Annotated in this window: 28 protein-coding genes, 1 tRNA gene and 1 pseudogene; 13 read left to right on the forward strand and 17 right to left on the reverse strand. The window is 64.2% G+C overall.

Annotation, left to right across the window (positions count from 1 at the left end; translation table 11 throughout):
* Positions 1-553: pseudogene (locus H8A92_RS31375) on the reverse strand (PAS domain-containing sensor histidine kinase); the annotation flags it as partial.
* 357 nt (positions 554-910) lie between these two features.
* Here H8A92_RS31375 and H8A92_RS31380 point away from each other — a divergent pair.
* The 6 genes from H8A92_RS31380 to H8A92_RS31405 all read left to right on the forward strand — a co-directional run bounded on the left by H8A92_RS31380 (position 911) and on the right by H8A92_RS31405 (position 4,176).
* Complete coding sequence (locus tag H8A92_RS31380) at positions 911-1,309, forward strand: phasin family protein (RefSeq protein WP_229199309.1); 399 nt, start codon at positions 911-913, stop codon at positions 1,307-1,309.
* A gap of 270 nt (positions 1,310-1,579) precedes the next feature.
* Positions 1,580-2,017 (forward strand): phasin, encoded by a 438-nt coding sequence (locus H8A92_RS31385; protein ID WP_229199310.1) that lies wholly within the window; start codon positions 1,580-1,582, stop codon positions 2,015-2,017.
* Positions 2,018-2,203: 186 nt separating this feature from the next.
* Positions 2,204-2,280: transfer RNA gene (locus tag H8A92_RS31390), tRNA-His, on the forward strand.
* 210 nt (positions 2,281-2,490) lie between these two features.
* On the forward strand, positions 2,491-2,781 hold the full coding sequence (locus H8A92_RS31395; RefSeq protein WP_229199311.1) for a hypothetical protein: 291 nt from the start codon (positions 2,491-2,493) through the stop codon (positions 2,779-2,781).
* 206 nt (positions 2,782-2,987) lie between these two features.
* Positions 2,988-3,314, forward strand: a complete 327-nt coding sequence (locus H8A92_RS31400) for a hypothetical protein (RefSeq protein ID WP_420831390.1) — start codon at positions 2,988-2,990, stop codon at positions 3,312-3,314.
* 181 nt (positions 3,315-3,495) lie between these two features.
* Positions 3,496-4,176, forward strand: coding sequence for a ParA family protein (locus tag H8A92_RS31405; protein ID WP_163152758.1), 681 nt, complete (start codon positions 3,496-3,498; stop codon positions 4,174-4,176).
* A 187-nt stretch (positions 4,177-4,363) separates the two neighbouring features.
* Here the strand turns inward: H8A92_RS31405 and H8A92_RS31410 are convergent, their stop codons facing one another.
* Together H8A92_RS31410 and H8A92_RS31415 are read right to left on the reverse strand one after the other, a co-directional pair.
* Complete coding sequence (locus H8A92_RS31410) at positions 4,364-4,510, reverse strand: hypothetical protein (protein ID WP_165445611.1); 147 nt, start codon at positions 4,508-4,510, stop codon at positions 4,364-4,366.
* Positions 4,511-4,666: 156 nt separating this feature from the next.
* Positions 4,667-4,963: a DUF4282 domain-containing protein gene (locus tag H8A92_RS31415; protein WP_163152757.1), complete on the reverse strand. Its 297-nt coding sequence runs from the start codon at positions 4,961-4,963 to the stop codon at positions 4,667-4,669.
* Positions 4,964-5,282: 319 nt separating this feature from the next.
* Between H8A92_RS31415 and H8A92_RS31420 the strand changes: the two genes are divergently transcribed.
* From H8A92_RS31420 to H8A92_RS31430, 3 genes are all read left to right on the forward strand, one after another.
* The gene (locus H8A92_RS31420; RefSeq protein ID WP_229199313.1) at positions 5,283-5,741 is read left to right on the forward strand and encodes a MaoC family dehydratase; all 459 of its coding nucleotides are present in this window, start codon (positions 5,283-5,285) and stop codon (positions 5,739-5,741) included.
* An 8-nt stretch (positions 5,742-5,749) separates the two neighbouring features.
* The gene (locus H8A92_RS31425; protein WP_229199314.1) at positions 5,750-6,232 is read left to right on the forward strand and encodes a MaoC family dehydratase; all 483 of its coding nucleotides are present in this window, start codon (positions 5,750-5,752) and stop codon (positions 6,230-6,232) included.
* A 158-nt stretch (positions 6,233-6,390) separates the two neighbouring features.
* Positions 6,391-6,534, forward strand: coding sequence for a hypothetical protein (locus tag H8A92_RS31430; protein ID WP_016841369.1), 144 nt, complete (start codon positions 6,391-6,393; stop codon positions 6,532-6,534).
* Between the two features lie 162 nt (positions 6,535-6,696).
* Here H8A92_RS31430 and H8A92_RS31435 read toward each other — a convergent pair whose 3' ends face one another.
* The 7 genes from H8A92_RS31435 to H8A92_RS31465 all read right to left on the reverse strand — a co-directional run bounded on the left by H8A92_RS31435 (position 6,697) and on the right by H8A92_RS31465 (position 11,281).
* Positions 6,697-6,834: a hypothetical protein gene (locus tag H8A92_RS31435; RefSeq protein WP_163152741.1), complete on the reverse strand. Its 138-nt coding sequence runs from the start codon at positions 6,832-6,834 to the stop codon at positions 6,697-6,699.
* A gap of 228 nt (positions 6,835-7,062) precedes the next feature.
* The gene (locus H8A92_RS31440) at positions 7,063-7,485 is read right to left on the reverse strand and encodes a hypothetical protein (protein ID WP_163152754.1); all 423 of its coding nucleotides are present in this window, start codon (positions 7,483-7,485) and stop codon (positions 7,063-7,065) included.
* 156 nt (positions 7,486-7,641) lie between these two features.
* The gene (locus H8A92_RS31445) at positions 7,642-8,607 is read right to left on the reverse strand and encodes a hypothetical protein (protein WP_229199315.1); all 966 of its coding nucleotides are present in this window, start codon (positions 8,605-8,607) and stop codon (positions 7,642-7,644) included.
* A gap of 163 nt (positions 8,608-8,770) precedes the next feature.
* On the reverse strand, positions 8,771-9,205 hold the full coding sequence (locus H8A92_RS31450) for a nuclear transport factor 2 family protein (RefSeq protein ID WP_229199316.1): 435 nt from the start codon (positions 9,203-9,205) through the stop codon (positions 8,771-8,773).
* Between the two features lie 198 nt (positions 9,206-9,403).
* On the reverse strand, positions 9,404-9,664 hold the full coding sequence (locus H8A92_RS31455; RefSeq protein WP_229199317.1) for a hypothetical protein: 261 nt from the start codon (positions 9,662-9,664) through the stop codon (positions 9,404-9,406).
* A gap of 118 nt (positions 9,665-9,782) precedes the next feature.
* The gene (locus H8A92_RS31460; protein ID WP_229199318.1) at positions 9,783-10,226 is read right to left on the reverse strand and encodes a nuclear transport factor 2 family protein; all 444 of its coding nucleotides are present in this window, start codon (positions 10,224-10,226) and stop codon (positions 9,783-9,785) included.
* Between the two features lie 227 nt (positions 10,227-10,453).
* Positions 10,454-11,281: a hypothetical protein gene (locus tag H8A92_RS31465; RefSeq protein WP_229199319.1), complete on the reverse strand. Its 828-nt coding sequence runs from the start codon at positions 11,279-11,281 to the stop codon at positions 10,454-10,456.
* 142 nt (positions 11,282-11,423) lie between these two features.
* Here H8A92_RS31465 and H8A92_RS31470 point away from each other — a divergent pair, with 142 nt between their 5' ends.
* The 3 genes from H8A92_RS31470 to H8A92_RS31480 all read left to right on the forward strand — a co-directional run bounded on the left by H8A92_RS31470 (position 11,424) and on the right by H8A92_RS31480 (position 13,068).
* Entirely contained in the window at positions 11,424-11,663 is a 240-nt protein-coding gene (locus H8A92_RS31470; protein WP_163152749.1) for a hypothetical protein, read from the forward strand.
* Positions 11,664-11,743: 80 nt separating this feature from the next.
* Positions 11,744-11,935 (forward strand): hypothetical protein, encoded by a 192-nt coding sequence (locus H8A92_RS31475; protein WP_229199320.1) that lies wholly within the window; start codon positions 11,744-11,746, stop codon positions 11,933-11,935.
* 746 nt (positions 11,936-12,681) lie between these two features.
* Complete coding sequence (locus H8A92_RS31480) at positions 12,682-13,068, forward strand: hypothetical protein (protein WP_229199321.1); 387 nt, start codon at positions 12,682-12,684, stop codon at positions 13,066-13,068.
* An 88-nt stretch (positions 13,069-13,156) separates the two neighbouring features.
* Here H8A92_RS31480 and H8A92_RS31485 read toward each other — a convergent pair whose 3' ends face one another.
* From H8A92_RS31485 to H8A92_RS31510, 6 genes are all read right to left on the reverse strand, one after another.
* Positions 13,157-14,482, reverse strand: a complete 1,326-nt coding sequence (locus H8A92_RS31485) for a TAXI family TRAP transporter solute-binding subunit (protein WP_229199322.1) — start codon at positions 14,480-14,482, stop codon at positions 13,157-13,159.
* Between the two features lie 171 nt (positions 14,483-14,653).
* The gene (uvrB, locus tag H8A92_RS31490) at positions 14,654-17,566 is read right to left on the reverse strand and encodes an excinuclease ABC subunit UvrB (protein WP_229199323.1); all 2,913 of its coding nucleotides are present in this window, start codon (positions 17,564-17,566) and stop codon (positions 14,654-14,656) included.
* Positions 17,567-17,836: 270 nt separating this feature from the next.
* A complete protein-coding gene (locus tag H8A92_RS31495; RefSeq protein WP_233285690.1) occupies positions 17,837-18,043 on the reverse strand; it encodes a hypothetical protein in 207 nt (68 codons plus the stop codon).
* Positions 18,040-18,264, reverse strand: coding sequence for a hypothetical protein (locus H8A92_RS31500; protein WP_229199324.1), 225 nt, complete (start codon positions 18,262-18,264; stop codon positions 18,040-18,042). The genes H8A92_RS31495 and H8A92_RS31500 overlap by 4 nt, the downstream gene beginning before the upstream one ends.
* Before the next feature lie 138 nt (positions 18,265-18,402).
* Complete coding sequence (locus H8A92_RS31505) at positions 18,403-19,623, reverse strand: NAD(P)-binding domain-containing protein (RefSeq protein ID WP_229199325.1); 1,221 nt, start codon at positions 19,621-19,623, stop codon at positions 18,403-18,405.
* Positions 19,616-20,518: a LysR substrate-binding domain-containing protein gene (locus tag H8A92_RS31510; protein ID WP_229199326.1), complete on the reverse strand. Its 903-nt coding sequence runs from the start codon at positions 20,516-20,518 to the stop codon at positions 19,616-19,618. The genes H8A92_RS31505 and H8A92_RS31510 overlap by 8 nt, the downstream gene beginning before the upstream one ends.
* 187 nt (positions 20,519-20,705) lie before the next feature.
* Here H8A92_RS31510 and H8A92_RS31515 point away from each other — a divergent pair, with 187 nt between their 5' ends.
* On the forward strand, positions 20,706-20,939 hold the full coding sequence (locus H8A92_RS31515; RefSeq protein ID WP_229199327.1) for a hypothetical protein: 234 nt from the start codon (positions 20,706-20,708) through the stop codon (positions 20,937-20,939).
* Between the two features lie 12 nt (positions 20,940-20,951).
* On the opposite strand, the gene H8A92_RS31520 is transcribed toward H8A92_RS31515, so the two are convergent.
* Positions 20,952-21,526, reverse strand: a 575-nt coding sequence (locus H8A92_RS31520) for an SCO family protein (protein WP_420831391.1), incomplete at its 5' end; no start/stop codon positions are given.

A 21,526-nucleotide genomic window follows, 5' to 3' on the forward strand; every position in this document is an offset into this window, starting at 1 on the left:
CCTGCGCCAGCGCCTCGTCGCGCGCGGCATCGAGGCCGGCTTCGGTGAGATCATGCAAGCCGGGCAGCGAACGTGCGCCTTCGTTGGTTGCGATCAACAGTCCATCGCCGTTGAAGGCGGCGGCGGGACGGTCCAGTCCCTGCACCAGTCGCTGCAAGCGCTCGGCAAGCCGCATGCTGCGGCCGCCGGCATTGAGCGCGGAAATGAGGATGCCGTGGCTGCCGTTCGGCAGGTCGACACGGATGCAGCCGCAGGTCGCGAGCATTCCGGGTGCGGCGCCGAAGCCGCGCAGCCGCTCCAGCCGTACTGCGCCATTGGCACCGAGGCCTGGGCCGAGCCGGGCAACCTGGCGGCGATGCGGATCGGCCGGACCGAAGGCGCGCTTGGCCAATTCAGCGCCGTTGGCGGCGCCAAATACCTGCGCGCCGACCGGATTGGCCCAGAGAATCCGTGCGCCGTCAGCCGACCACAGCCATGCCGGGAGGTTGCCCGTCGCATGGTCCGCCAGCCTGACATCGCCGAGCGCCTGGATCTGGAATTCCGCGTCACTCATCACGCAAGATTTGACCGCATAGGTTTGGCTTCTTCCTTAGCTTTGCCGAAGGCCGGCAGCCGCAGGACGACAGCCTTAACAGAAGGTTAGTATCGCAACTGGGGGGCGGCAGGTCCATGTCCGCAGGCAGGATGCCGCCGCCAAAGCCGGGATAACGTTAACTTGGCTGAACGATCCACAGCCGTTTGGCGTTGTCGGGCAAAGGCGGCTGCGACAGCATGATGCGGAACCAGGCGGCACCGCGTCACACCTGCGATGGCAGTGCCGCGATATATCGTGCCGTCTAGTCCACCTCTATTCTACCCTGGGCCCGCAGGGCCAACCGGCGGGCCGATCACCAAGCGAGGGAGAGCGACCATGAGCGACAACGGGCGTGACCATTTCGAGATACCCAAGTTCGAAATCCCCAAGGACATGCGGTCGATGGCGGAGGCGAGCTTCGACCAGGCGCGCAAGGCTTTCGAGCAATTCGTGACCAACGCCAGGGACACCGCCGGCAAGATCGAGGAGCGCAACGCCACGGTGCGCGCCGGCGCCAAGGAGCTGTCCACCAAGGCGCTGTCCTACGCCGAAAAGAACGTGCAGTCGTCGCTGGACTACGCCCAGTCGCTGCTCAAGGCCAAGGACCTCACCGAGGTGATGCGGCTGCACAGTGAATATGTGCAGGGCCAGATGCGCTCGCTCGCCGAACAGGCCAGCGAAATGGGCCAAGCGGTCAGCCGCGCGGCGATGGACGCGGTCAAGCCGAAGAGCTGACGGGGCGAGCCGATTGGGACTGATTTTGGCCCTCAAACCTTGGTCGGGCGCGGTAACCCCATATTCCGCCACATAAAAAATGTGGCGTTGCACGCGATCTCACGTTGCGTTGCACAAAATTGACATGATATGGGTGTTTATTAGGCGCGCCCGACGAAGGGCACTCCCGTGAATCAAGGCAGCGTGATCCATTTCAGCGCTCCCGGCCTGATGGGCTCCGGGACGTCCGCAATGGTCACATCTACTCACCCGTTGCGAAGGATTACACGTATGACCAACCCGTCCGATCCGTTCTCCGCCTCCATCATCCCGTTCGAGGTTCCCGAGCAGGTGCGTGCGTTCGCCGAAAAGGGCGTGCTGCAGGCCCGCGACAGCTACGCCAAGTTCAAGGACGCTGCCGAGACCCACAACTCGACCGTCGAGGCCGTGTTCACCTCGATGAACAAGGGCGCCACCGCCTATTCGGCCAAGCTGATCGAGTTCTTCAAGGCCAACACCACCACGTCGCTCGACTTCGCCCAGGAGCTGTTCAGCGTGAAGTCGCCGACCGAAGCAGTCGAGCTGTGGACCTCGCACGCCCGCAAGCAGTTCGAGACCTACACCGCGCAGGCCAAGGAACTGGCCGAGCTCGGCCAGAAGGTCGCCAGCGAGACCGCCGAGCCGATCAAGGCCAGCGCCTCGAAGTTCTATCAGCAGCCGGCCGCCTGATCGCGGTCTGCACGAGCTAGCGAAAGGTCCGGGCCTTGCTGGTCCGGGCCTTTTTGCTGGACGGGGCCATCGAACGGCCCGAGATAAGAGCGGAAATCGGCGCGTTACGGCCTTGCCAAAGGCGGGCGTTGCACCTAGTTTCCGCCCGAAATCGCCGCCCCCTCACGTGGGGCCGTGCGTCAGGATGCAGTTGTAGCTCAGTTGGTTAGAGCGCCTGTCTGTGGAACAGGAGGTCGGTGGTTCGAGCCCACCCAACTGTACCATCCACAAGATCCCCTACCACGACATCGCAAGATCGGGCCATCCGCAGGATCGCTTGCCGTCCCCTGATCGCCGCCAGCGTGTCATCTCGCCGGCTTGCACTTCCTCGTCGCGTCACCCACACTCCGCGAAACGACGCCTTAACGACGCTTGGTGACACCTTGGGGGGATGCATGGGGACCGCCGGTTCAAGGAGTTTTTCGTTTGCGTTGATGCTTGGGCTTGCAGCGTTGCTGCTGCCGGGCCGAGGCGAGGCCTACACGCCGGACCAGCAGCAGGCCTGTACGCCGGATGCATTCCGGCTCTGTGGTCCCGAGATTCCCGACGTCGATCGCATCACGGCCTGCATGATCAGGAACAGGGCGCAGCTGTCGCCGGCCTGCCGCGCGTTCTTCCGCGCAGGTCCCGAGCCGCGTGAGGCAAGCGAGCGCGAGGAGCGGCGGCCGGTCGCAGCCAAGCGGAAGGTGCACAAATCGCACAAGGCGAAGAAGTCCACCCACTGACCCGGTTCCCATCGCGCGGACGCGGGCGTCATTAAGACTGGTGCGTTGTCGTGGCGTGTGTTTCGCGTAAGCAACCCGCGCTGATCGCGCGGCAGCAATTTCAAGACCGCGATGCGCGACAGACTGACGCCTTGTGACGCTGTCACGCAGCATCATCTCTGCAGCTTGTGTTGTTTGCCAAATCCGTTCGCGATGGAACGGATGGAGTGAGGCGCGTGGGCGAAACCTACCAGCAAGAGATCGATCGGCACTTCGCCTGGTTCGAAACCAAGCTTCCGGAAAAGCCGGCGCGCTTCGTCGCGTGGCTGCGCAAGCCGTCGTCGCGCTATGTGCGGATTCCGCTCGCGATCCTCCTGATCATCGGCGGCATCTTCAGCTTCCTGCCGGTGCTCGGACTCTGGATGCTGCCGCTCGGACTCCTTTTGTTCGCGCAGGACGTTCCTTTTCTGCAGAAGCCGACAGCACAATTGCTCGGCTGGATCGAACGCAAGTGGATCGCGCGCGAGCGCGCCAAAACTGCCGGAAAGCGTTAGGCGTGAGTCAAATCAAACGCTTAGCGCTTCCATTTTCGGTTGTGTCATAAGTCGAGTGTGACTCAAAAAGCAGAATGCACCGGTAATCTTGGCCGCATTGCGGATTGCAAGAAGTTTTTTCTTTCGCGAATCAGCGCTGTGATTCATTTTCGCCTCCTGGGGTCAATCTGGAGGCCAACGTATGAACGTGATTGTTTTCGCTTCGCGTAAAGGGGGCTCGGGAAAAAGTACCCTGGCTGCTCACCTCGCCGCGCAAGTGCACAAGGCAACGAAGCCCTGTCTGCTGATCGATGCCGATCCGCAGGGCTCGCTGACGCTCTGGCACAAGCTGCGCGGCACCAACGAGCCGGCGATCAAGACCGCGGTGAACTCGGTTGCCGGAATCATTGCGCAAGCCAAGCGCGACGGCATCGAGTGGGTGTTCATCGACACGCCGCCGAACCTGTCGGCTGTGGTCGACGACTCCATCAAGAACGCCACGATGGTGATCATTCCGGCGCGGCCCGGCGTGTTCGACGTCAACGCGGTGCAGGAAACGATCCAGACCTGCCGCTCGATGCGCAAGCCTTACGCCGTCGTGATCAACGGTGCGCCCGCGCAGCGGGACGGCGCCGAAAGCCGCATCGTCGCGATCGCGCGTGAGGCGCTGGCGAAATTCCGCGCACCGGTGTGGAGCGGCCAGATCACCAACCGCGCCGATCTTCTGATGGCGCTCGGTCAGGGTGAAGGCGCTCGCGAATATTATGCGGAAGGCCGCGCTGCCGCCGAGATCAATCGGCTGTGGGCCGCGATCGAACGCTCGATCAAGGCGATCCGCGGCACGGCGTCGGCTTCCGGCGCGATGCACAAGCAGGCGGCGTAACAACGCCGTTTCGGTTCGAACTGGAAAGAACGCGCGGCACTCGCGCGTTTTTTATCGACTGATGGAGCGTCATTCCGGGGCGATGCGCAGCATCGAACCCGGAATCTCGAGATTCCCCGATGCGCAATGGCGCATCTGCGGTTCTCGCTTCGCGAGCCCCGCAAATGACAAGGTAAGGAGGTGGCCCTTAGGCCACCATCAGCAAATAGAACACGATCACCGGCGCCAGGGTCAGGATCACCGACCAGATGCCGACAGCCCACAAAATATCCTCGGTCGTGAAGCTCGGCTCGGCAGCCGGCCTCACGGCAATAAAGCCATTCCTGGAATTCACGACGCCCCCGCGTTGGTCTTAAGCGCAATGCGTAAGGCTGATACGCGAGCTGTTTTAAGATCCCGGTCGGAATTTCGCTGGCATTTGCGTGCGGGGACTACTTCGGATTAACCACGGCAGGGGCGGCGGGCCGCATCCGGCCGGAAGCAGGATGCCTCAGTGCATGCCACCGTCGCGATCGCGGATCGCTCCGAGATGCTCGTTGATCCGGAATACGATCAGGATGAATTCGGCGGCGATGCGCGAGAACACGATGCCGACGAACATGCTGGCGATCGACGCGAGCAGCTGGATGAATCCGACGAACGGGCTGATCGCCATCGCCGTGAGGCTCCACAGGATGCCCGAGATCCCGAACAGCACGATGACCGCGATCACCAGCCAGTAGAACGTCTTGATGATCGTGGGCGTGATGAAGCGGTCCCACTGAAACAGATCCTGGAAATCGAACATCATGGTTCTCCCGGCCAGCCGACATATGATTCGCGTCTCGTGCATCCTACTGCCTCACCCCCGGCGTGATCACTTCGTCCCGGAGCCTGCGCGGCAGGCGTCCGTCAGGACGAGGCGTTTCGCCGGGCCAATGGTTCGGGGCGGCGCCAGAGCGCCTCCGCACCACCGGGATCGATTCCGTAGAGGCCCAATCGGTCCCGCCAAAGCCGAGCCCCGGACCGGGCGCCGGCAGTCCAGGGGCGAGCTATGCGAGTGGGCCGGTTGTGATTGCTGCAAATAACGGCCACAATCGGGCTTCCCTCCGGCATATCCTCACCCAATGACCACGCTGACCTTCGAAGACTTCAAGCCTGGCCGCTTCGGCACGTTCGGCCCGCGCCATGTTTCGCGCGAGGAAATCCTCGCCTTCGCCGCTGAATTCGACCCGCAGCCGATGCATCTCGATGAGGAGGCGGCCAAGAAATCCATGCTCCGCGGCCTGTCGGGCTCGGGCTGGCATCTCGGCTCGCTGTTGATGCGGATGCTGTTCGACGGCTTCATCATCCGCACCGCCTCGCTGGGCTCGCCCGGGGTCAACGAGATGCGCTGGGTGGCACCGTTGCGTCCGGGCGACGATTTGACGCTGGACGTCGACGTCGTCGAGGCGCGCGTCTCGAAGAGCCGGCCCGACACCGGCATCGTCACCTTCAAGGGCACGATCCGCAACGCGCGCGGCGAGATGCTGTGCGAGATGGAGTCGCCGATCATCATCAGCCGCCGCGACGGCGCGAGCGCATAGGAGACGTCATGCGCTTTTTTGAAGATATCGAGATCGGCGCGCAGCGCGCGTTCGGCTCATTCACCTTCACGCCTGAGGACATCAAGCGGTTTGCCGCGCAGTTCGATCCGCAGCCGTTCCATCTCGACGAGGAGGCGGGGCGCAACTCGCTGTTCGGCGGGCTTGCCGCATCGGGCTGGCATGTCGCCAGCGTCTGCATGAAGCTGCTCGTCGCCGACGGCAAAAAGCTCGCCGCCGAAGCCGCCGCGCGCGGCGAGAGGGTCGCGGTCTGGGGACCCTCGCCGGGCTTCCGCGAGCTGCGCTGGATCCGCCCGGTGCTGGCAGGCGACACCATCAGCTTCACCAACCAGGTCGAGACCAAGCGCACGTCCGAAAAGCGGCCGGAATGGGGCATCCTTCAGGCCCGCAACACCGGGGTCAATCAGCGCAACGAGGTGGTGTTCTCGTTCCTCGCGACCGCCTTCGTGCCGCGCCGGAATCCCGGTTCCTGATGTTGCCCAGCCGCCCCTGATGTTGCACGGACGCCATGGTCGGCAGGTACTTCTGCTGCCGACGTAGTTGTGCGTTGCGTGGAACTCATTTTTTGCTAACGCATTTTGAACCTTTGTCCCTGCCTATGGTTTCAGGGGCCGAACTACTGGGGATGACCATGGCAGATCGCAGCGCGCTGAAACTCGTCGGCATTATCTTCGCGACGGTAACGGTTGTCGTGATGCTGGCCACCGGAATGGTCGTGAAGGGCTTTGCCGACGGCAATTATTCCTTCGAGACCACCGCGAGCATCGATCGCTGATTGAACGTCTGTAACCGTGGGCGCCGGAGGGTGCCAAGCGCCGCGCATTTGCGTTTTTCAATGTGACCCGACGGCAGGTGGCGTCACACTTCTCCCCACCAAGCTTCTTGGGTTAGGCATGATCCTATCGGAAAGCCGCTTCACACTTTTCCGGATCACGCCTTAGCGATTCCAGATCAGCACCATCACGATGGTCGCTGCGGCCAATATGCCGATGAACCGGATCATGATCGTGCCGATGCCCTGCTGCGGCTGGCGCAGCGGTATCGGATCGGCGTTATCCGGCCGGACGCTCTGCATGAATTCTCTCCAAATGGATGCCGCTATAGGCGCGGTCGAGACGCGAGTTCCGGATTTGGACGCGGGCCCGGCATCTAAAGTTCGAATTGGCTTCTGCAAGAATTGACGCCGCGGAGTGTACACCGCGCTGAATAACGAATCGTTCTGCGTTGAATCGGCATGCAAAAACGAAGCCGCCGCCTCCCGGTCGGGAGGCGGCGGCTTGTCAGATTGCGGAATTCAGCGGGATCAGCTGTTGCGCAGGCCGTCGGCGGCGCGCTTCCACTGCGAGACGTTGTCGGCGATCATCCGGGTCGACTTCATCGCGGCCTGGCTGAGCTGGGCATAGCCGGAGATCTCGCGCTGGACGCGCTGGCCCTCGGCATGCAGCAGGTCGCGCAGGCTCTCGAGTTCGCCGATCAGCTTCTCGATCTCGGCGAGCGAGGTGCCGGCGACGCGCTGGATCAGCGAGTTGACGTTGCTGACGGTGGCGTCGGTGTTGGCATCGGTCGGCGCGGTCTCCGGGCTCGCCACCGGGCGGCGCAGATAGGCGATATCGTTGCGCACGAAGTCGCGGATGCCGGCTTCGACTTCCGAGACCGCAGCGAGGTTGGTGTCGACCTCGGACGTGGTTTCGGCTTCGGCTTCCTCGGTACGGTTGGTGGCGTTCATCGGCTTTCCCCTGGATCGCAATAGCGAAGCGCGGCGCTTGTCCCCCGCACGACGAATTGATGAAGTTACGGACCTATCAGTGCCGCCGAATTTGACCGCATCTGGGCCAAGTTGGGGCAATGCCTGATCATTAGCGCGACAGGCCTAACAGACCGTTCACCATGAATGCTTGTAGCCGGCGCCGATGCTCTTGTTGATCGTGCCCTGGGGGGTCTCGCCGACCGAGCCGGAGACGGTGACGCCGTCGAACAGCTTCTGCTCGGCGCCGACCCGGCGCAGCCATTTGTCGTCGGAGGTCGACAGCGTCTGGCCGGCGGTGATGCTGGTGCCGGTATCGGTGACGGACAGGCGCGCTGACTGATCGGTGTTGTAGCTGCTCGATGGACGGCCGATGATGCCGGGCACCGGGACCACGCCCTGCTGGATCAGATTATAGCCGTTTTGCAGCGTGAGCGAATACTGCTCCGACAGCGGCACCGACTTGCTCAGCGAGGTGCCGACCTTGCTCTGGTCGGCGCCGGGATCGACCCGCGCCTCGACCGAGGTCTTGTCCCAGATCGACGCCACGCCACCCGTCGAGATCGACGCCCAGGCCGAGCCGCCGGACTGCGGCAGGCTGCCGCCATTGGCGAGCCGCTCCGACAATTGCTCCGACGTCGTCATGGTGCCCTGCCTGGCGACCGTCATATCGGCACCGATGCGGGTGTCGAGGAATGGCGAGACCGACTGCTTGACCGACACCGCCGACGAGCCGTTGGCGTTGCCGTTGGTGGTCCACGAGGGATCGCTGCCGGCCACGCTGCTTCGCTTGGCCGCGCTCCTCGGCGCCAGCGTGGGCAGGCTGGTGGAATCGGTGTCGAGCTGGCTCCAGTCGAGCTTGCTCTCGCCGATGTCCTTCAGGATGTCGGCGTCGTTGGCATCGACCGCCGCCGGCGCCGCCTCGGCCGCAGCCTCAGCGTCGGGCGCAGGGGAGTCTTTCGCGAGGTCTTGCGCCGTGTCCTGGGCGGCGGGAGCGATCTGCCAAGGTGAGGTCTGGGCGCCGGCCGAAAACGCCATCGCCACGCTGAAGCCGGCCGCCAGCACCGGCAGCCTCGCCCAGCCAAATCGCAATGTGGAAGTCATTCCCAGCCCGCAAATTCCAGAGCCGCAGCGTAGGTTTGCCGTGGCGCAAAATTGTGGCAACGGCGCTGCGAAAGCAACTGATCAACGCGTGATTTGCGGGGGCGATCGTGGTGTCCGGGGCAGGGTGCCCCGGACATGACGAGGGCGTGAATCAAGGAGGCCGTCAGACCGCGATGCGCGGCAGATGGATCGGATAACCGACGGTCTGCTCGACCAGGTCGAAACTGTCGACCAGCATGCGGAAGCTTGTCAGCTTGCCGGCCTTGAACTGCGCGAAATGCGCGATCCGGAGCGAGATCGGCTTGTTGGCGTCCAGCGCCGTCAGCGAATAGCGCAGCATCGAGGCGGCGGAATCCGTGCCCAGCATGATGGATTCGCGGTCGAAGCGATGAACCCGGAGGTTGTCACCGATCTGCTTGATCACCTCGAGCACGGCGGCCTTGCCGCGGCGCGAGCCGAAGAAGGAAAACAGGTCGATCGGTCCGTAGATGGCCCATTCGACCTCGTCATCGAGCAGCGGCTCGATGTCTGCAAGCTGGCGTTCGTTGATCGCGCGATGCAATGCGCGCGAAAAACGCCAGAGGCTATGCTCTGTCATTTTGGTTCTCGTCCTGAAACTGGATTTTCAAAGCAAACGAATGGCAGGCGGTCAGCGTCGACGCCGTGCCAGGTTGCTGCACGTCACTATTACGGCCTCAAATAGTGCGGAATGGCCAAAACGCAAATGACAATTTTGCAATGCACAATTGCAGCGATTTTTGCCGGAATGTGACCGCTGCCCGGTTATCACCGCAATTCAGCGGTCGCGCTGCCGCACCGGTTGCCGCTCGATCACGATCTCGGCGTCGCGGATCGCCACCACCGCGAACAGCAGCGCGCCTCCGATGCCGCCGATCGCGGCGCCGAGCGGCATGAAGGTGAAAAACACCAGCGTTCCGCTGTCGATCCCTGAGGTTCTGGCCAATCCGATCCAGGTGAGCCCGGCTCCGATGCCGAGTGCGGCGCCGCCAAGGGCACCCAGTGCAAGGCCAAGCACAGCGAGCAATGCGACTTTCATGATGATTTCAGCCCCGACCGCAACAAGCCCAGTGATAGGTCAGCGCCGGGCCTGCGAGGTTCAACGCCGGCATTGCTAATTTGCAGGGCGGCCGGGATGCGTTGCCCCGGCTTCAGCGCTATTCCGCGTGCTGTCCGGTCAGCGCAGCCGCGACGTCGCGCTCCAGCACCTGCTGGACAAGGTCGAACGTGTCGATGATCTCGCGGATGTCGATGATCTTGCCGTCGCGCAGGGTGTAGAACACCGCGACGTCGAACTGCACCACGCGCCGGTTGTTGCGCTTGCGGAAGAATACGCGCAGTTGGGCTGCGACCTTGTCGCCTTCGGCCACCATGGTCGGCGCCTCGTAGCGCATGTCGGAATAGCGCTCGTGGATCGTGGTCCACATCTGGCGCAGCGCGGCCTTGCCGCGGTGCTGGCCCATATGCGGAAGAATGTCGATCGGGGCATTGGCGAGAAACGCGACGTCGTCGCTGCAACGATCGAGCGCGCCCTCGATGCCGCCGGCATAATAGACGTCGAGGAAGTTCAGGACGCGCTGCCGGTTCGAATCCTCGCCCATGATCGACTCCGCCGGTTCATTCCGACTCGCCCTCGTTCCACATTCTGAACCGGAGCGTTCCGCCATCAAACACATGTTTGACGTGCGAAACCGGATTAGGTTCGGCAACTAGCACGTGCATTGTGGCACAAAATGCACATGGTATGCCGGTCGGCGCAGCGGCGCTTGGGCCATTGCGGCGCAGCCCGCACGTCATGCCGCGCCCGCACGGCTGAAGCCCTGGGCCTCTAATCCGACGGCGCGGCCTTGCCGGTCACGAGGTCGATCGTGAACCGCTTCTTCTTCTCGGAGCCCGGCGGCACGAAGGCCTCGCCGGGCAGCAGGTCGTGGTACAGCTCCTGCGGCTTCGCAAAGCCCTCCCCGCAGGCGGTGCGGATGATCTCGTCGTCGGCGTAGTCGACATCGACCGCGACCGTGTTGCGGCGTGGGCCTGCGGCGAGATCGGAGAGACCGAAATATTTCGGCCCCTCGTTGCACATCACGACGTTGGAGCCGTAGGCGCTGACCGCGTCCTCGGCCCTGAGCAGGAAATCCGGCGCGATCTCGATCCGCTTGCCGGACTTCCTGGAAAACTCCATCCGCGCCACAGCGCTTTCGAGAATGCCTTGGCCCATGTGGCCGACCGTGCAGACCAGCACATCCTGCTGTTCGTCCTTGGGGACAACGATGCAGTCGTGGCCCTGCGCGCCGGGCAGGAAGCGGATGAAGCGCGAAGCCCCGCCGTTCTGCTCGAACAGGGCGACGCCGCCGAAATCGGTCGCGTGCGGCTCGCACTCGCTTTCATAGTTGACCACGAGCAACATACTGCCGGCGGCGAGGAAGCGCCCGGCGTAGCGCTCCCTGGTCAGCTTGACGTCGCACGCACGGCCTCCGCCATCCGGATAGGATCTCGCCCGCGTGCAGGCTGATCCCTTGATGTTGCCGGCGGCGCAGAAGGTCGCGAGCAGCGCGCGGTCGCCATCATCGGCGCGGGCCGGGCTCGAGATCGAGAAGACCGCCGCGCAGATCGCCGGCGCGAGCAGGGCAACAAGGAAGGCAATATGTGATGTCCGCATGATCTTCAAAAGGCTGCCTGCAATACGGCGGCATTTAGAGCATGATCGGGACCTGCGCGCAGCGGGTTTCTGCGGCGCGGCTGACGGGAACCAGCGGGGTAGGTCGGCCGTTGATGTCAGGGAATTCCATTGGAGCAGCATCATGAAATCAATTCTTCTCGTTTCCGTCATTGCCATCGGTGCGTTTGCCGCCGCCTCGCCCGCCGACGCCAAGGGCTGCATCAAGGGTGCCGTCGTCGGCGGCGTCGCCGGTCATTACGCCGGCCATCACGGCATGCTCGGCGCCGCCGCGGGATGCCTCTACGGCCGCCATCATGCCAGGGAGCAGGAACGTCAGCGCCAGCAGCAACAGGCGCAGCCGTCGCAGCAGGAGAAGCTGTAAGGCACGATCGGTTTGTGAACCCCCACTCCGGAACGCCGCCCGCACGGGCGGCGTTGTCTCCTTGCGTAACGGAGACGATGATGACGAAGCCACTGAACAAGAACATCCAGCCCGTTCCCGACGATAACCAGAGCCACAAGGGGCCCGGCAGCGCCCCCGCCGTTCCCCTCGATACGACGAAAGGCCATCGCGACGACGAGAAGCACAACATCCGCGAGCAGGCCGCGCACGGCAACCTGACCCAGAACACCAGCAACAAGCGGTCGGGGTAGGGCGGGAGGCCACCACGTCCTCTGATGTCGTCCCTGCGAAAGCAGGGACCCATACTCCGCAGCGGATGTTGTGAGAGGGACTCGTCGTTCCAGCGGCGTTCAATGACGACCATTGGTGGTTATGGGTCCCTGCTTTCGCAGGCACGACAGTGGAATGTGTTGCGTCATCTGCGCGCATACGTCCGCATTCTCGCGACATGAATCGTCCGAGCCTTGCTCTTCGTTTCGCCCTCAGCTTGCAGAGGGCGCAGGGAAGACCGGGTGCCGATCGCACCCATGGGCCCCGAGCAATGGGGTAGAAAGCTCGGGGGTAGGACCACAGGTGTAACCGGAAACATCCCGGCCTTCCCTGCGCGATGGGCTACGGCTTACTTCGTGCTCTCCCCGGCGAGACTGGGCTTTGTTGTCACCGCCTTCACAAGACGCGTTAGCGTTTTGTGAAGGGACACCTACCACTAGGGCGTCAGGACCACACGACTTCACCGTCCGCGTCATACGCACTCGTCAGTTGCGCAATCGGCGTCCACCGCATCCCACGCCGCGTTCGTGACGACCGCGAAGCGCCCCTCGATCGGGTGAGACGGACACATTGAACATCTGAGTTGGGTCACGCGTCAAGTCAAATTCTGAAAATCGGAATGCGTTTCTTGCGGCCCGCTTCCGGCGTGACGCGCATCACGTCGCAGCCAAGCATGTGCAGCTAAATTGGCGGGATCGGATCACCCGACTGCCAAGGAAACGCCGCCATGAACGCCATCGCTGCACCGAAATCGCCTGCGCAGAACCGGCTCGAAGGCTTTGCGCTCACCGCCATCCTGCAGGGCCTGCCGACCTTCGCCGCCGCCGTGCTGGTGTTGAAGCTGGTCGGCGCCCCGGAAATCGTGGGCGAACGCTATGGCGCCGCGATCTTCGTCGTGCTCGCCTCGCTGGTCTACGCCGCGATCATGCCGCAACTTGCCGCCAAATTCCCAAGGCGGTTCGGAAATGCCTACGCGCCGATGTTCTTCGATGCGCGCCTGTCCGTCTCCCAGAAGATCACGCAATGGCGGACCCAGCCTAACGTCTCGCTGCAACTCGTGACGACGATGATCATGATGTCGCTGCTGGCGGTCGCGGTCGTCAGCGTTGGGTGAAGCACCTTGGTCCTCAGTACCGCGTACCGGTCAAGCGGCGCTTCGACGGGTCGTGGACGTTACGATGGGCGGCTTACCGCGTACTTCCCTAGGCCGCCGAAGCGATCGGAGGTTTTGCCAAAAGTATCGCTCTGCGGTCATGAACCAGATTTTCCAGGCGGTGGGCTACGACGTTCAGCGTCGCGGTGTCGACCGCATTTTCGTCGCCCGCCTCAGCCTTGAGTCGTTCGCCCTTCAGAATATTGTCTATCTCGTCCTCGATATCTGAAAGTTCGCTCTCGAAGTTGACCGCGCGGATTCGGCGCGCGAGGCCGTAAAGGGTGTCGAGGGGACCTTCCCGGAATTCGGGCTGCCCGATGCCCAAAAACTTCCATGCTGCGGCAAGCACCGAAGCAATTCCTCCAAGGATCATCGGACCCAGATAAATGTAGTCGCTGTATTCATCGATGAAACCCTGTGTCGTGCCGTTGTAGACGGCCAAAGCTCCAGGATGGACGGGAAGGTAGGCGTCCGCATCAATACTGGGGGCGGTGATTTGGGCGATGAGAGGATTCTCCCGCAGCAGCTCCCTGCGTACTTTCAAAATGCTCTGGGTAAGATTTGTTGCAACGTCGGTGCTGAGGCTCTTTCGCGCGACAAGATAGAGCGACGTCCTCAGAGTCGTCAGGTCGTCATCGGGGACAGGAGGTGATCCGCGCAGAGCACCCTTTGGCACGTCGAAGCTCTCATAGGCGCGATTGCCGTCTGCAATTGCCGCAGCCGAGTCGATCGGAATCAGGACTGGAATAGCTTTTGTGCCTTGCGGGAAAAAGCCCTTCACCAGCGCAATGTATTTCTCCGTCAGAGGGATGACCACAAGCAGGGCGTTGACTTGTTTTGTTTGAACGGCTTTCCGCGTCTCCTGCAAGCTGAGGTTCTTGAAAACCGTCTTGTTGCGGGCAAGATCGTAGGCGCCATTCAACACATCGACGAGTTTGGCGTTTGCCTCGCCTCCGAGCACGCCCACGGTCTGGCCCTTGAGCTTGCTGATGCTGTCGATGGATGAGCCGGGGGGAGCGATGAGAAGGGCAGTCATGTGGGACAGCACGACAATGGCCTGGGCCTTGGACAAGTCGCCGACGTCGCCGCGAACAGCAGCGAGATCGACATTTCCTGCAGCGAACAGTTTGCCTGATTCAACGGCTGTTCCGGTGTCGATGACCTTCAGCCGTACCGAAGCGCCGTCGGAGGCAAGCTGATTGGCGATCGCCGACATCGCGCTGGCTGCTTCTCCGTCGATCGAGCCGACCGCCAGCGTCAGCGTCACCGGGCGATTGTACCAGCGATAACCATAGAGCCCGGCGGCCGTGCCGAGCAGGATCACGCCAACCAGCGAAACAACGCGGAGCCAGAACGGCATTCTGATCGAAATCATGACGACTTCCCCAATGCCGGAACAACTATGACTTTAAAATCTATCGGGTAGGGGATGCTCGCGATTGATGCAGGTCAAGGGGTCGGTTAAACGGCGCTCGGAGGCCCGACGAGCCAGCCGTCTCGCCCATGGTCCTAACGATGCGGCCCCGAGTACATGCGTCTGGTTCGCTTACCTCTTCTTCCACCCACCCCGCTTCCCCGGCGCACCGCCGCTGCTCCGCGGCGATGGCCCGAACTCCGGCCCCGACTGCCGCGAATCCGTCGGCTGGATGATGCGGCTCGTGGTGCCGAACGGTTTTGCCGGCAGCGCGCCGTCCGGGCGGAAGGGCAGCGATTCCGGGCCGTGCATCTCGTCGAGATCGGGCTTGTGCACGCGTGAGCCGGACTTGCCGCCGCGGCTTGCCTTGAGCGAGGTCTGCGCCGACTTGTTCTTCAATGCGCTGACCGGCAGGTTGGCGGCATCGCCGTACTTCCGGGTGCCGGCATAGGCGCCGGCCTGCTTCTGGACGTTGCGCTGCTTGGCGGTGGGATCGTCGACCACGGCCATCTCGGTGGCGCGCAGGCGTTTGACCTCGTCACGCAGCCGCGCGGCTTCCTCGAAGTTCAGATCGGCCGCGGCCTCGCGCATCCGCGTTTCGAGGTCGCTGAGCACGGCCTCGAAATTGTGCCCGATCGAGATCACGTCGTCGGCCATGCCGCCGTCGCCGATTTCGACCAGCACGTGGTCGCGCTCGTAGACGGAGTTGAGGATGTCGCCGATCGATTTCTTCACGCTCTCCGGCGTGATGCCGTTGGCCTCGTTGTACTCGACCTGCTTCTCGCGGCGCCGATTGGTCTCGGCGATCGCGCGCTCCATCGAGCCGGTCATGCCGTCGGCATAGAGGATCACCTTGCCGTCGACATTGCGCGCGGCGCGGCCGATGGTCTGGATCAGCGAGGTCTCGCTGCGCAGAAAACCTTCCTTGTCGGCGTCCAAAATTGCGACCAGCGCGCATTCGGGAATGTCGAGGCCTTCGCGCAGCAGATTGATGCCGACCAGCGCGTCGAACGCGCCGAGGCGGAGATCGCGGATGATCTCGATGCGCTCGATCGTGTCGATATCGCTGTGCATGTAGCGGACGCGGATGCCCTGCTCATGCAGATATTCGGTGAGATCCTCCGCCATGCGTTTTGTCAGCACCGTGATCAGCGAGCGATAGCCGGCCGCCGCCGTGGCGCGCACCTCGCCGACGAGGTCGTCGACCTGGGTGCGGGCAGGGCGAATATGTACCGGCGGATCGATCAGCCCGGTCGGACGGATCACCTGCTCGACGAACACGCCGCCGGACTCGTTGATCTCCCAGCCGCTCGGCGTCGCCGACACCGCGACCGTCTGCGGCCGCATCATGTCCCACTCCTCGAAGCGCAGCGGGCGGTTGTCCATGCAGGAGGGCAGGCGGAAGCCGTATTCGGCCAAGGTCGCCTTGCGGCGGAAGTCGCCGCGGAACATGCCGCCGATCTGCGGCACGGTGACGTGGCTTTCGTCGGCGAACACAAGCGCGTTGTCGGGGACATATTCGAACAGCGTCGGCGGCGGCTCGCCGGGGCGGCGGCCGGTGAGGTAGCGCGAATAGTTCTCGATGCCGGCGCAGCTTCCGGTCGCCTCCATCATCTCGAGATCGAAGGTGGTGCGCTGCTCCAGCCGCTGCGCTTCCAGCAGGCGGCCCTGGTCGTTGAGCTGGTCGAGCCGCATCTTCAATTCGGATTTGATCGACTTGATCGCCTGCACCAGAGTCGGGCGCGGCGTCACGTAGTGCGAATTGGCGTACATCTTGATGAATTCGAGCTCGTCCTGCTTGTGGCCGGTGAGCGGATCGAACTCCTCGATGGTCTCTATGGTGTCGCCGAACAGGTTCACGCGCCAGGCGCGGTCTTCATAGTGCGCCGGGAAGATGTCGATGACGTCGCCGCGGACGCGGAAGGTGCCGCGGGTGAACTCGGCCTGGGTACGCTTGTATTGCAGCGCGACCAGGTCGGCGATCAATTGCCGCTGGTCGATGCGCTCGCCCTTCTTCAGCGCGAAGGTCATCGCGGTGTAGGTCTCGACCGAGCCGATACCGTAGATGCAGGACACGGAAGCCACGATGATGACGTCGTCGCGCTCGAGCAGCGCGCGCGTCGCCGAGTGGCGCATGCGGTCGATCTGCTCGTTGATCGAGGAATCCTTCTCGATATAGGTGTCGGTCCGCGGCACATAGGCCTCGGGCTGGTAGTAGTCGTAATACGAGACGAAATACTCGACCGCGTTGTCGGGGAAGAAGCTCTTGAACTCGCCATAGAGCTGGGCGGCCAGCGTCTTGTTCGGCGCCAGGATCAGCGCCGGGCGCTGCGTCGCCTCGATCACCTTGGCCATGGTGTAGGTCTTGCCCGAGCCGGTGACGCCGAGCAGCACCTGCGTGCGGTCGTTGCGCTGGATGCCTTCGACCAGCTCGGCGATCGCGGTCGGCTGGTCGCCTCTCGGCTCGTAGGAGGATTTGAGCTCAAAGCGGACGCCGCCTTCGGATTTCTCCGGGCGCGGCGGGCGGTGCGGGGTCCACACCCGCATCGAGCCATCGTCCCTGCGGAACTCGGGGCGGCCGTCGCGGATCAGGTTCTCCAGCGCGTCGGCGGTCGCCTTGACGCCGAGCGCCTCCATCTTGCTGCGCGGCGGTCGGGCGAGCGCTTCGTCGTCGTCCTCGGCGGTCGGCAGCCCGAGCTGACGCGCCAGTTCCGGATCGAGCGTCGGGATGGTGGCCGAGGTTCCGTAATTGGCCTGCGGAGCCTCACCGAGGCCCGAACTATCGCGCTTGGCGACATCCTCGCTGGTCTCGCGCGTCGACGCCCGCGCGCGATGCGCCGCGGCCTCGCCGCCGGCGCGGCGGTCCCAGGAATTGTCCGGCGGCGGCTGCAGGCCGGTGCCCGAGCCCATGCCGGCATCGCCACGGTTGATCGCGGGATTGAGCAATTCGGCAAGCGCAGGCCCGATCGGTTGGACCTCGGGCCGGTGTGCTTTGGATTTGGGGGATTTGCCGGGCTTTTTCGGGGTGTTCGGTGTCTTCGCCATGGCCCGAATATGGGATGAGTCCGGCAGCGAGAAAAGGGCAATCGACGACCGGATTGGCGCGCAGGCGAGGCTGCTGACAGCAGGGTGTCAGCAGCGCGCGCTCTCGTTCCTCTCCCCGTTCTTCACGGGGAGGGGAGTAGGGTGAGGGGCCGCTTCCGCGAGCTCCGAATGTCGTGAGACCTGTGCCCCCTCACCCGAAATTCGCCGCGCGAATTTCGACCTCTCCCCGCAAGCGGGGTGCGGTAAGGAACGCTGGCGCCGCTGCGGCCGTCAGGCGCGCGGCCGGTCGACGATGTCGAGATGGATCCCGCCGCAGCCGTCGCAGCGCATGGTCCAGTATTCGGCGGCGCGGCCGGGGATCACGCGCAGCAGCGAAAGCTGGGCGGCACATTCCGGGCAGCTGGTGCGAACCTGCGCCGGCCAGACCGGATCCGGCTCGCATTGCGGCACGACGGCAATCACGACGTTGCCGGTCACGCCGACGGAATTGTCATGCCAGAGTGCTGTGGGAACCGGTCGATAGTTCTCTTCGCGTCGTCGATCGCCGCATCCGGATCGGACCACGCAAAGCCGATGTCGAGCGTCGGAAACGGCATGCCATCGATGACGACCGGCCTTTGATCGACCCGTTGAATCCTGGCGTGCCATTGCCCCTTCCCCACTTCGAACGACTTGATCTCAAAACCGCTGTAAATCATGGCGACCTCGAAATGCCCTTCTCATAGGAAGCACGGGCGCTAGGTGACCTATGTGAACCAGATCACAAATCGTGCGGTTTATTTCCGCACAGCAGGCGAGTTCCAGCTTTTGCTTTCTGGTCAATCGCTGGAAGCGTCCTAGCTGCGGGCCGCGATGTGATCGGCGAGCGCGGCCGCGTCGTCGCCGACGCCAGACAGGAACGAGGATTTCATCTTCGACAGCCATTGCAGGCCGAGGAAATAGAGGCCTGGCACGTCGGAGACGCCGTGGCGGTGTCGCGGCGCCCCGCCGGCATCGAGCAGCGGTATGTCGATCCAGTTCAGATCGAGGCCGTAACCGGTGGCCCAGATCACGCTGCTGATCCGCTCGGCGCGGAGGTCGACGGTGCGCAGCGGCGCGCTGAGGCAGGGCGGATCGGGCAGGCGGATGCGCGCCACGGGATCGTCGGGATGATCGAGGCCGCGGGCCGCGATGAAGTCGTCGACGATGCCGAGGAAGGTCGCGTAGTAGGCGTCGCCATTGGCGATGTTGGTGGTGAGATCGGGGGCGATCTCGAGCACGCCGTCGCGCGCCGTCGTGACGCGGCCGAGCAGCGTCACGCCGTCAGCGGCGAAACGGCGGAAATCGATGGTGTGGCCGCCATGGGCGCCCGAGATTACCGGCAGCAGGCGCGACGGGCCGCGCTGCTCGACCGGCGTCTCGTCGACCCCCATCTCGGCCAGCCACCAGAACAGGTCGCGCCCGCGATAGCGGCGCGGCAGCCGGTTGTGACGGCCGACCGACAGGAAGACCCGGCGGCCGGCGCGCATCAGTTCGTCGGTGATCTGCGCGCCCGAGGCGCCGGCGCCGACCACCAGCACCGCGCCATCGGGCAATTGCGCGGGATTTTTGTAGCTGGAGGCATGGACCTGAAACAGGCCGGGATGCTCGTCCAGCAGTTCGGGCCGCAGCGGCCGCTGATAGGGGCCGGTGGCAACCACGACGTTGCGGGCGGCAATGCTGCCGCCGGCAATCTCGGCAACGAAGCCTGTGGCGTCGCGGCGCAGCCTCGTGACCTCGACGCCGCAGCGGATCGGCGGCGCGACGAACGCGGCATAAGCCTCGATGAAGGCGATGATGGCAGCTGTGGTCGAGAAGCCGTCGGGATCGCTGTGCGGAAACGCAAACTCCGGCAGCCGCACCGACCAGTTCGGAAACTGGAACATCAATCCGTCCCAGCGTTCGCTGCGCCAGCGCTCGGCGATCCGCCGCCGCTCCAGCACCAGATGGGCGATGCCGCGCTGCTTCAGCCGATGGCTCATGGTGAGCCCGGCCTGGCCGCCGCCGATCACCAGTGTGTCGATGGTCTCCTCAGGCATTGCGCGCTCCCTTGCGGCGAGCGGTGGGCTCGGCCGCGGCGCGGATGATCCAGCGCCGGAACGCGGCGAAATCGCGCTGCTCGGCGTGGAAGCCGCGATAGACCAGATACCAGCGCATGCCCTTCGGCACGCTGAGTGCAAACGGCGCCACCAGCCGGCCGGCGGCGAGATCGTCGTCGATATAGGGCCGGATGCCCATCGCGATGCCGAGTCCGTCGCTGGCTGCCTGCAGCGCCTGGCCGTAGAACTGGAATTCCGGCCCGCGCGCGGTCAGGCGCGGCACGCCCGCAGCCTTCAGCCAGGACGGCCAGTCGTCGGGCGAATGCGCGACGCGGATCAGGCTCGGCCCCTTGAGATCGGCGGGACGCTTCAGGCTGCCGGCGAGCCGCGCCGTGCACACCGGCATCAGGTCGGCGGCGAACAGCGGCTCGGCGACGAGGCCCGGCCACCGGCCGTCGCCGAGCTGGATGCCGCAGCTCCAGTCGTCGGCGAACGGCACCGCCATGCCGCCGGTCGTGATCCGCACCTCGATGTCGGGCTCCGCTTTGCGGAACTCGGCGAGGTGCGGGATCATCCATTTCATCGCGAACGTCGGACCGACGCCGACGGTCAGCACCCGCGAACTCGCTGATGCCGTGACCTGCGCGGTGAGGCTCGCCAGCGCGTCGAAGATCGGCGTCAGCCCGCTCTGATAGGCGCGGCCTGCCTGTGTGGTGACGAGGCGGTTTGCCTTGCGCTCGAACAGCGCGACGCCGAGCCGTTCTTCCAGCAGATGCACCATCCGGCTGATCGCGGCGGCCGAGACGTTGAGCTCGCTTCCTGCCGACGCGAAGCTGCCGGTCCGCGCCGCGGCTTCGAACGCCTTGATGCCGTTGAGAAAGAGCAGCCGCCGCATGAACCCTCAGGAAAACTGATGCAAGGGCAAGATAACTCGGTTTGCGGGCAGAGGCCAAGCGGCGCAGAAATATCACAATCCGTCATGGCCGGGCTTGGCCCGGCCATCCACGTCTTTCCTGATGCAGAGCGCAGACGTGGATGCCCGGGACAAGCCCGGGCATGACGATGCTTAGGGGGGATACCCGATGACTGAGACCACCGACGCCCTGGTGCTCGATCTCGTGGAATGGGTCGCGCGCGAGCCGCGGCGCTATGCCGAGGTGCTCGAGGTCTGGCGCACCTCATGCCCGCGGCTGACGATCTGGGAGGACGCCGTCGACCGCGGCTATGTCGCGCGCCGTCCCTCGGTCGAGGGCATGCGGGTGATGGTGACGGAAACCGGCGAGGCATTTCTGCGCGTGCACGGGCGGATGCATTGACGCGGCGCGAAGTCAGCGTCCCGGCTCGGCGAGCCGCGGCCGGATGGTCTCGACCATGCGGTCGGCCGACGTGCCCGGTGGAAAGAAGCCGAGATAATTGCCGTCGCGGTCCATCAGGTAGATGTAGGCGGTGTGATCGACGGTGTAGTCGCCGGCGCCCTCGAGCGGCACCCTGGCGTAATAGACCTTGTAGGCATCGGCGACCGTGCGGATCGCCTCAGCATCACCGGTCAGCCCGATCAGCCGCGGGTGAAACAGCGGCACGTATTCGGCGAGGTGGGCTGCGGTGTCGCGTTCGGGATCGACGGTGATGAAGATCGGTTGCACCTGATCGCCGTCAACGCCGAGCTTATCGAGCGCCAGCCCGATCGCCTGCAGATCGGTCGGGCAGACGTCGGGGCAATAGGTGAAGCCGAAATAGACCAGCATGAGCTTGCCGCGGAACTCCTTGTCGGTGCGCGCATGGCCGGCCTGGTCGGTCAGCGCGAACGGGCCGCCGACCGGCTCCCTGTTCCACATCAGGATGTCCATGATCTCGGCGGCCGAGCGCGCCGATTGCCGTGGCGCGTCGCCGGCCAGCGCCGGCG

The sequence above is a fragment of the Bradyrhizobium acaciae genome (assembly GCF_020889785.1).
In the GTDB taxonomy this organism is placed as follows: Bacteria; Pseudomonadota; Alphaproteobacteria; order Rhizobiales; family Xanthobacteraceae; genus Bradyrhizobium; species Bradyrhizobium acaciae.

Excerpts from the sequence above, each read along its gene's own strand:
- H8A92_RS31380 (WP_229199309.1), top strand. The coding sequence starts at position 911 with ATGAGCGACAACGGGCGTGACCATTTCGAGATACCCAAGTTCGAAATC.
- H8A92_RS31385 (WP_229199310.1), top strand. The coding sequence starts at position 1,580 with ATGACCAACCCGTCCGATCCGTTCTCCGCCTCCATCATCCCGTTCGAG.
- H8A92_RS31395 (WP_229199311.1), top strand. The coding sequence starts at position 2,491 with ATGCTTGGGCTTGCAGCGTTGCTGCTGCCGGGCCGAGGCGAGGCCTAC.
- H8A92_RS31405 (WP_163152758.1), top strand. The coding sequence starts at position 3,496 with ATGAACGTGATTGTTTTCGCTTCGCGTAAAGGGGGCTCGGGAAAAAGT.
- H8A92_RS31415 (WP_163152757.1), bottom strand. The coding sequence starts at position 4,963 with ATGTTCGATTTCCAGGATCTGTTTCAGTGGGACCGCTTCATCACGCCC.
- H8A92_RS31420 (WP_229199313.1), top strand. The coding sequence starts at position 5,283 with ATGACCACGCTGACCTTCGAAGACTTCAAGCCTGGCCGCTTCGGCACG.
- H8A92_RS31425 (WP_229199314.1), top strand. The coding sequence starts at position 5,750 with ATGCGCTTTTTTGAAGATATCGAGATCGGCGCGCAGCGCGCGTTCGGC.
- H8A92_RS31430 (WP_016841369.1), top strand. The coding sequence starts at position 6,391 with ATGGCAGATCGCAGCGCGCTGAAACTCGTCGGCATTATCTTCGCGACG.
- H8A92_RS31435 (WP_163152741.1), bottom strand. The coding sequence starts at position 6,834 with ATGCAGAGCGTCCGGCCGGATAACGCCGATCCGATACCGCTGCGCCAG.
- H8A92_RS31440 (WP_163152754.1), bottom strand. The coding sequence starts at position 7,485 with ATGAACGCCACCAACCGTACCGAGGAAGCCGAAGCCGAAACCACGTCC.
- H8A92_RS31445 (WP_229199315.1), bottom strand. The coding sequence starts at position 8,607 with ATGACTTCCACATTGCGATTTGGCTGGGCGAGGCTGCCGGTGCTGGCG.
- H8A92_RS31450 (WP_229199316.1), bottom strand. The coding sequence starts at position 9,205 with ATGACAGAGCATAGCCTCTGGCGTTTTTCGCGCGCATTGCATCGCGCG.
- H8A92_RS31455 (WP_229199317.1), bottom strand. The coding sequence starts at position 9,664 with ATGAAAGTCGCATTGCTCGCTGTGCTTGGCCTTGCACTGGGTGCCCTT.
- H8A92_RS31460 (WP_229199318.1), bottom strand. The coding sequence starts at position 10,226 with ATGGGCGAGGATTCGAACCGGCAGCGCGTCCTGAACTTCCTCGACGTC.
- H8A92_RS31465 (WP_229199319.1), bottom strand. The coding sequence starts at position 11,281 with ATGCGGACATCACATATTGCCTTCCTTGTTGCCCTGCTCGCGCCGGCG.
- H8A92_RS31470 (WP_163152749.1), top strand. The coding sequence starts at position 11,424 with ATGAAATCAATTCTTCTCGTTTCCGTCATTGCCATCGGTGCGTTTGCC.
- H8A92_RS31475 (WP_229199320.1), top strand. The coding sequence starts at position 11,744 with ATGACGAAGCCACTGAACAAGAACATCCAGCCCGTTCCCGACGATAAC.
- H8A92_RS31480 (WP_229199321.1), top strand. The coding sequence starts at position 12,682 with ATGAACGCCATCGCTGCACCGAAATCGCCTGCGCAGAACCGGCTCGAA.
- H8A92_RS31485 (WP_229199322.1), bottom strand. The coding sequence starts at position 14,482 with ATGATTTCGATCAGAATGCCGTTCTGGCTCCGCGTTGTTTCGCTGGTT.
- uvrB (WP_229199323.1), bottom strand. The coding sequence starts at position 17,566 with ATGGCGAAGACACCGAACACCCCGAAAAAGCCCGGCAAATCCCCCAAA.
- H8A92_RS31500 (WP_229199324.1), bottom strand. The coding sequence starts at position 18,264 with ATGATTTACAGCGGTTTTGAGATCAAGTCGTTCGAAGTGGGGAAGGGG.
- H8A92_RS31505 (WP_229199325.1), bottom strand. The coding sequence starts at position 19,623 with ATGCCTGAGGAGACCATCGACACACTGGTGATCGGCGGCGGCCAGGCC.
- H8A92_RS31510 (WP_229199326.1), bottom strand. The coding sequence starts at position 20,518 with ATGCGGCGGCTGCTCTTTCTCAACGGCATCAAGGCGTTCGAAGCCGCG.
- H8A92_RS31515 (WP_229199327.1), top strand. The coding sequence starts at position 20,706 with ATGACTGAGACCACCGACGCCCTGGTGCTCGATCTCGTGGAATGGGTC.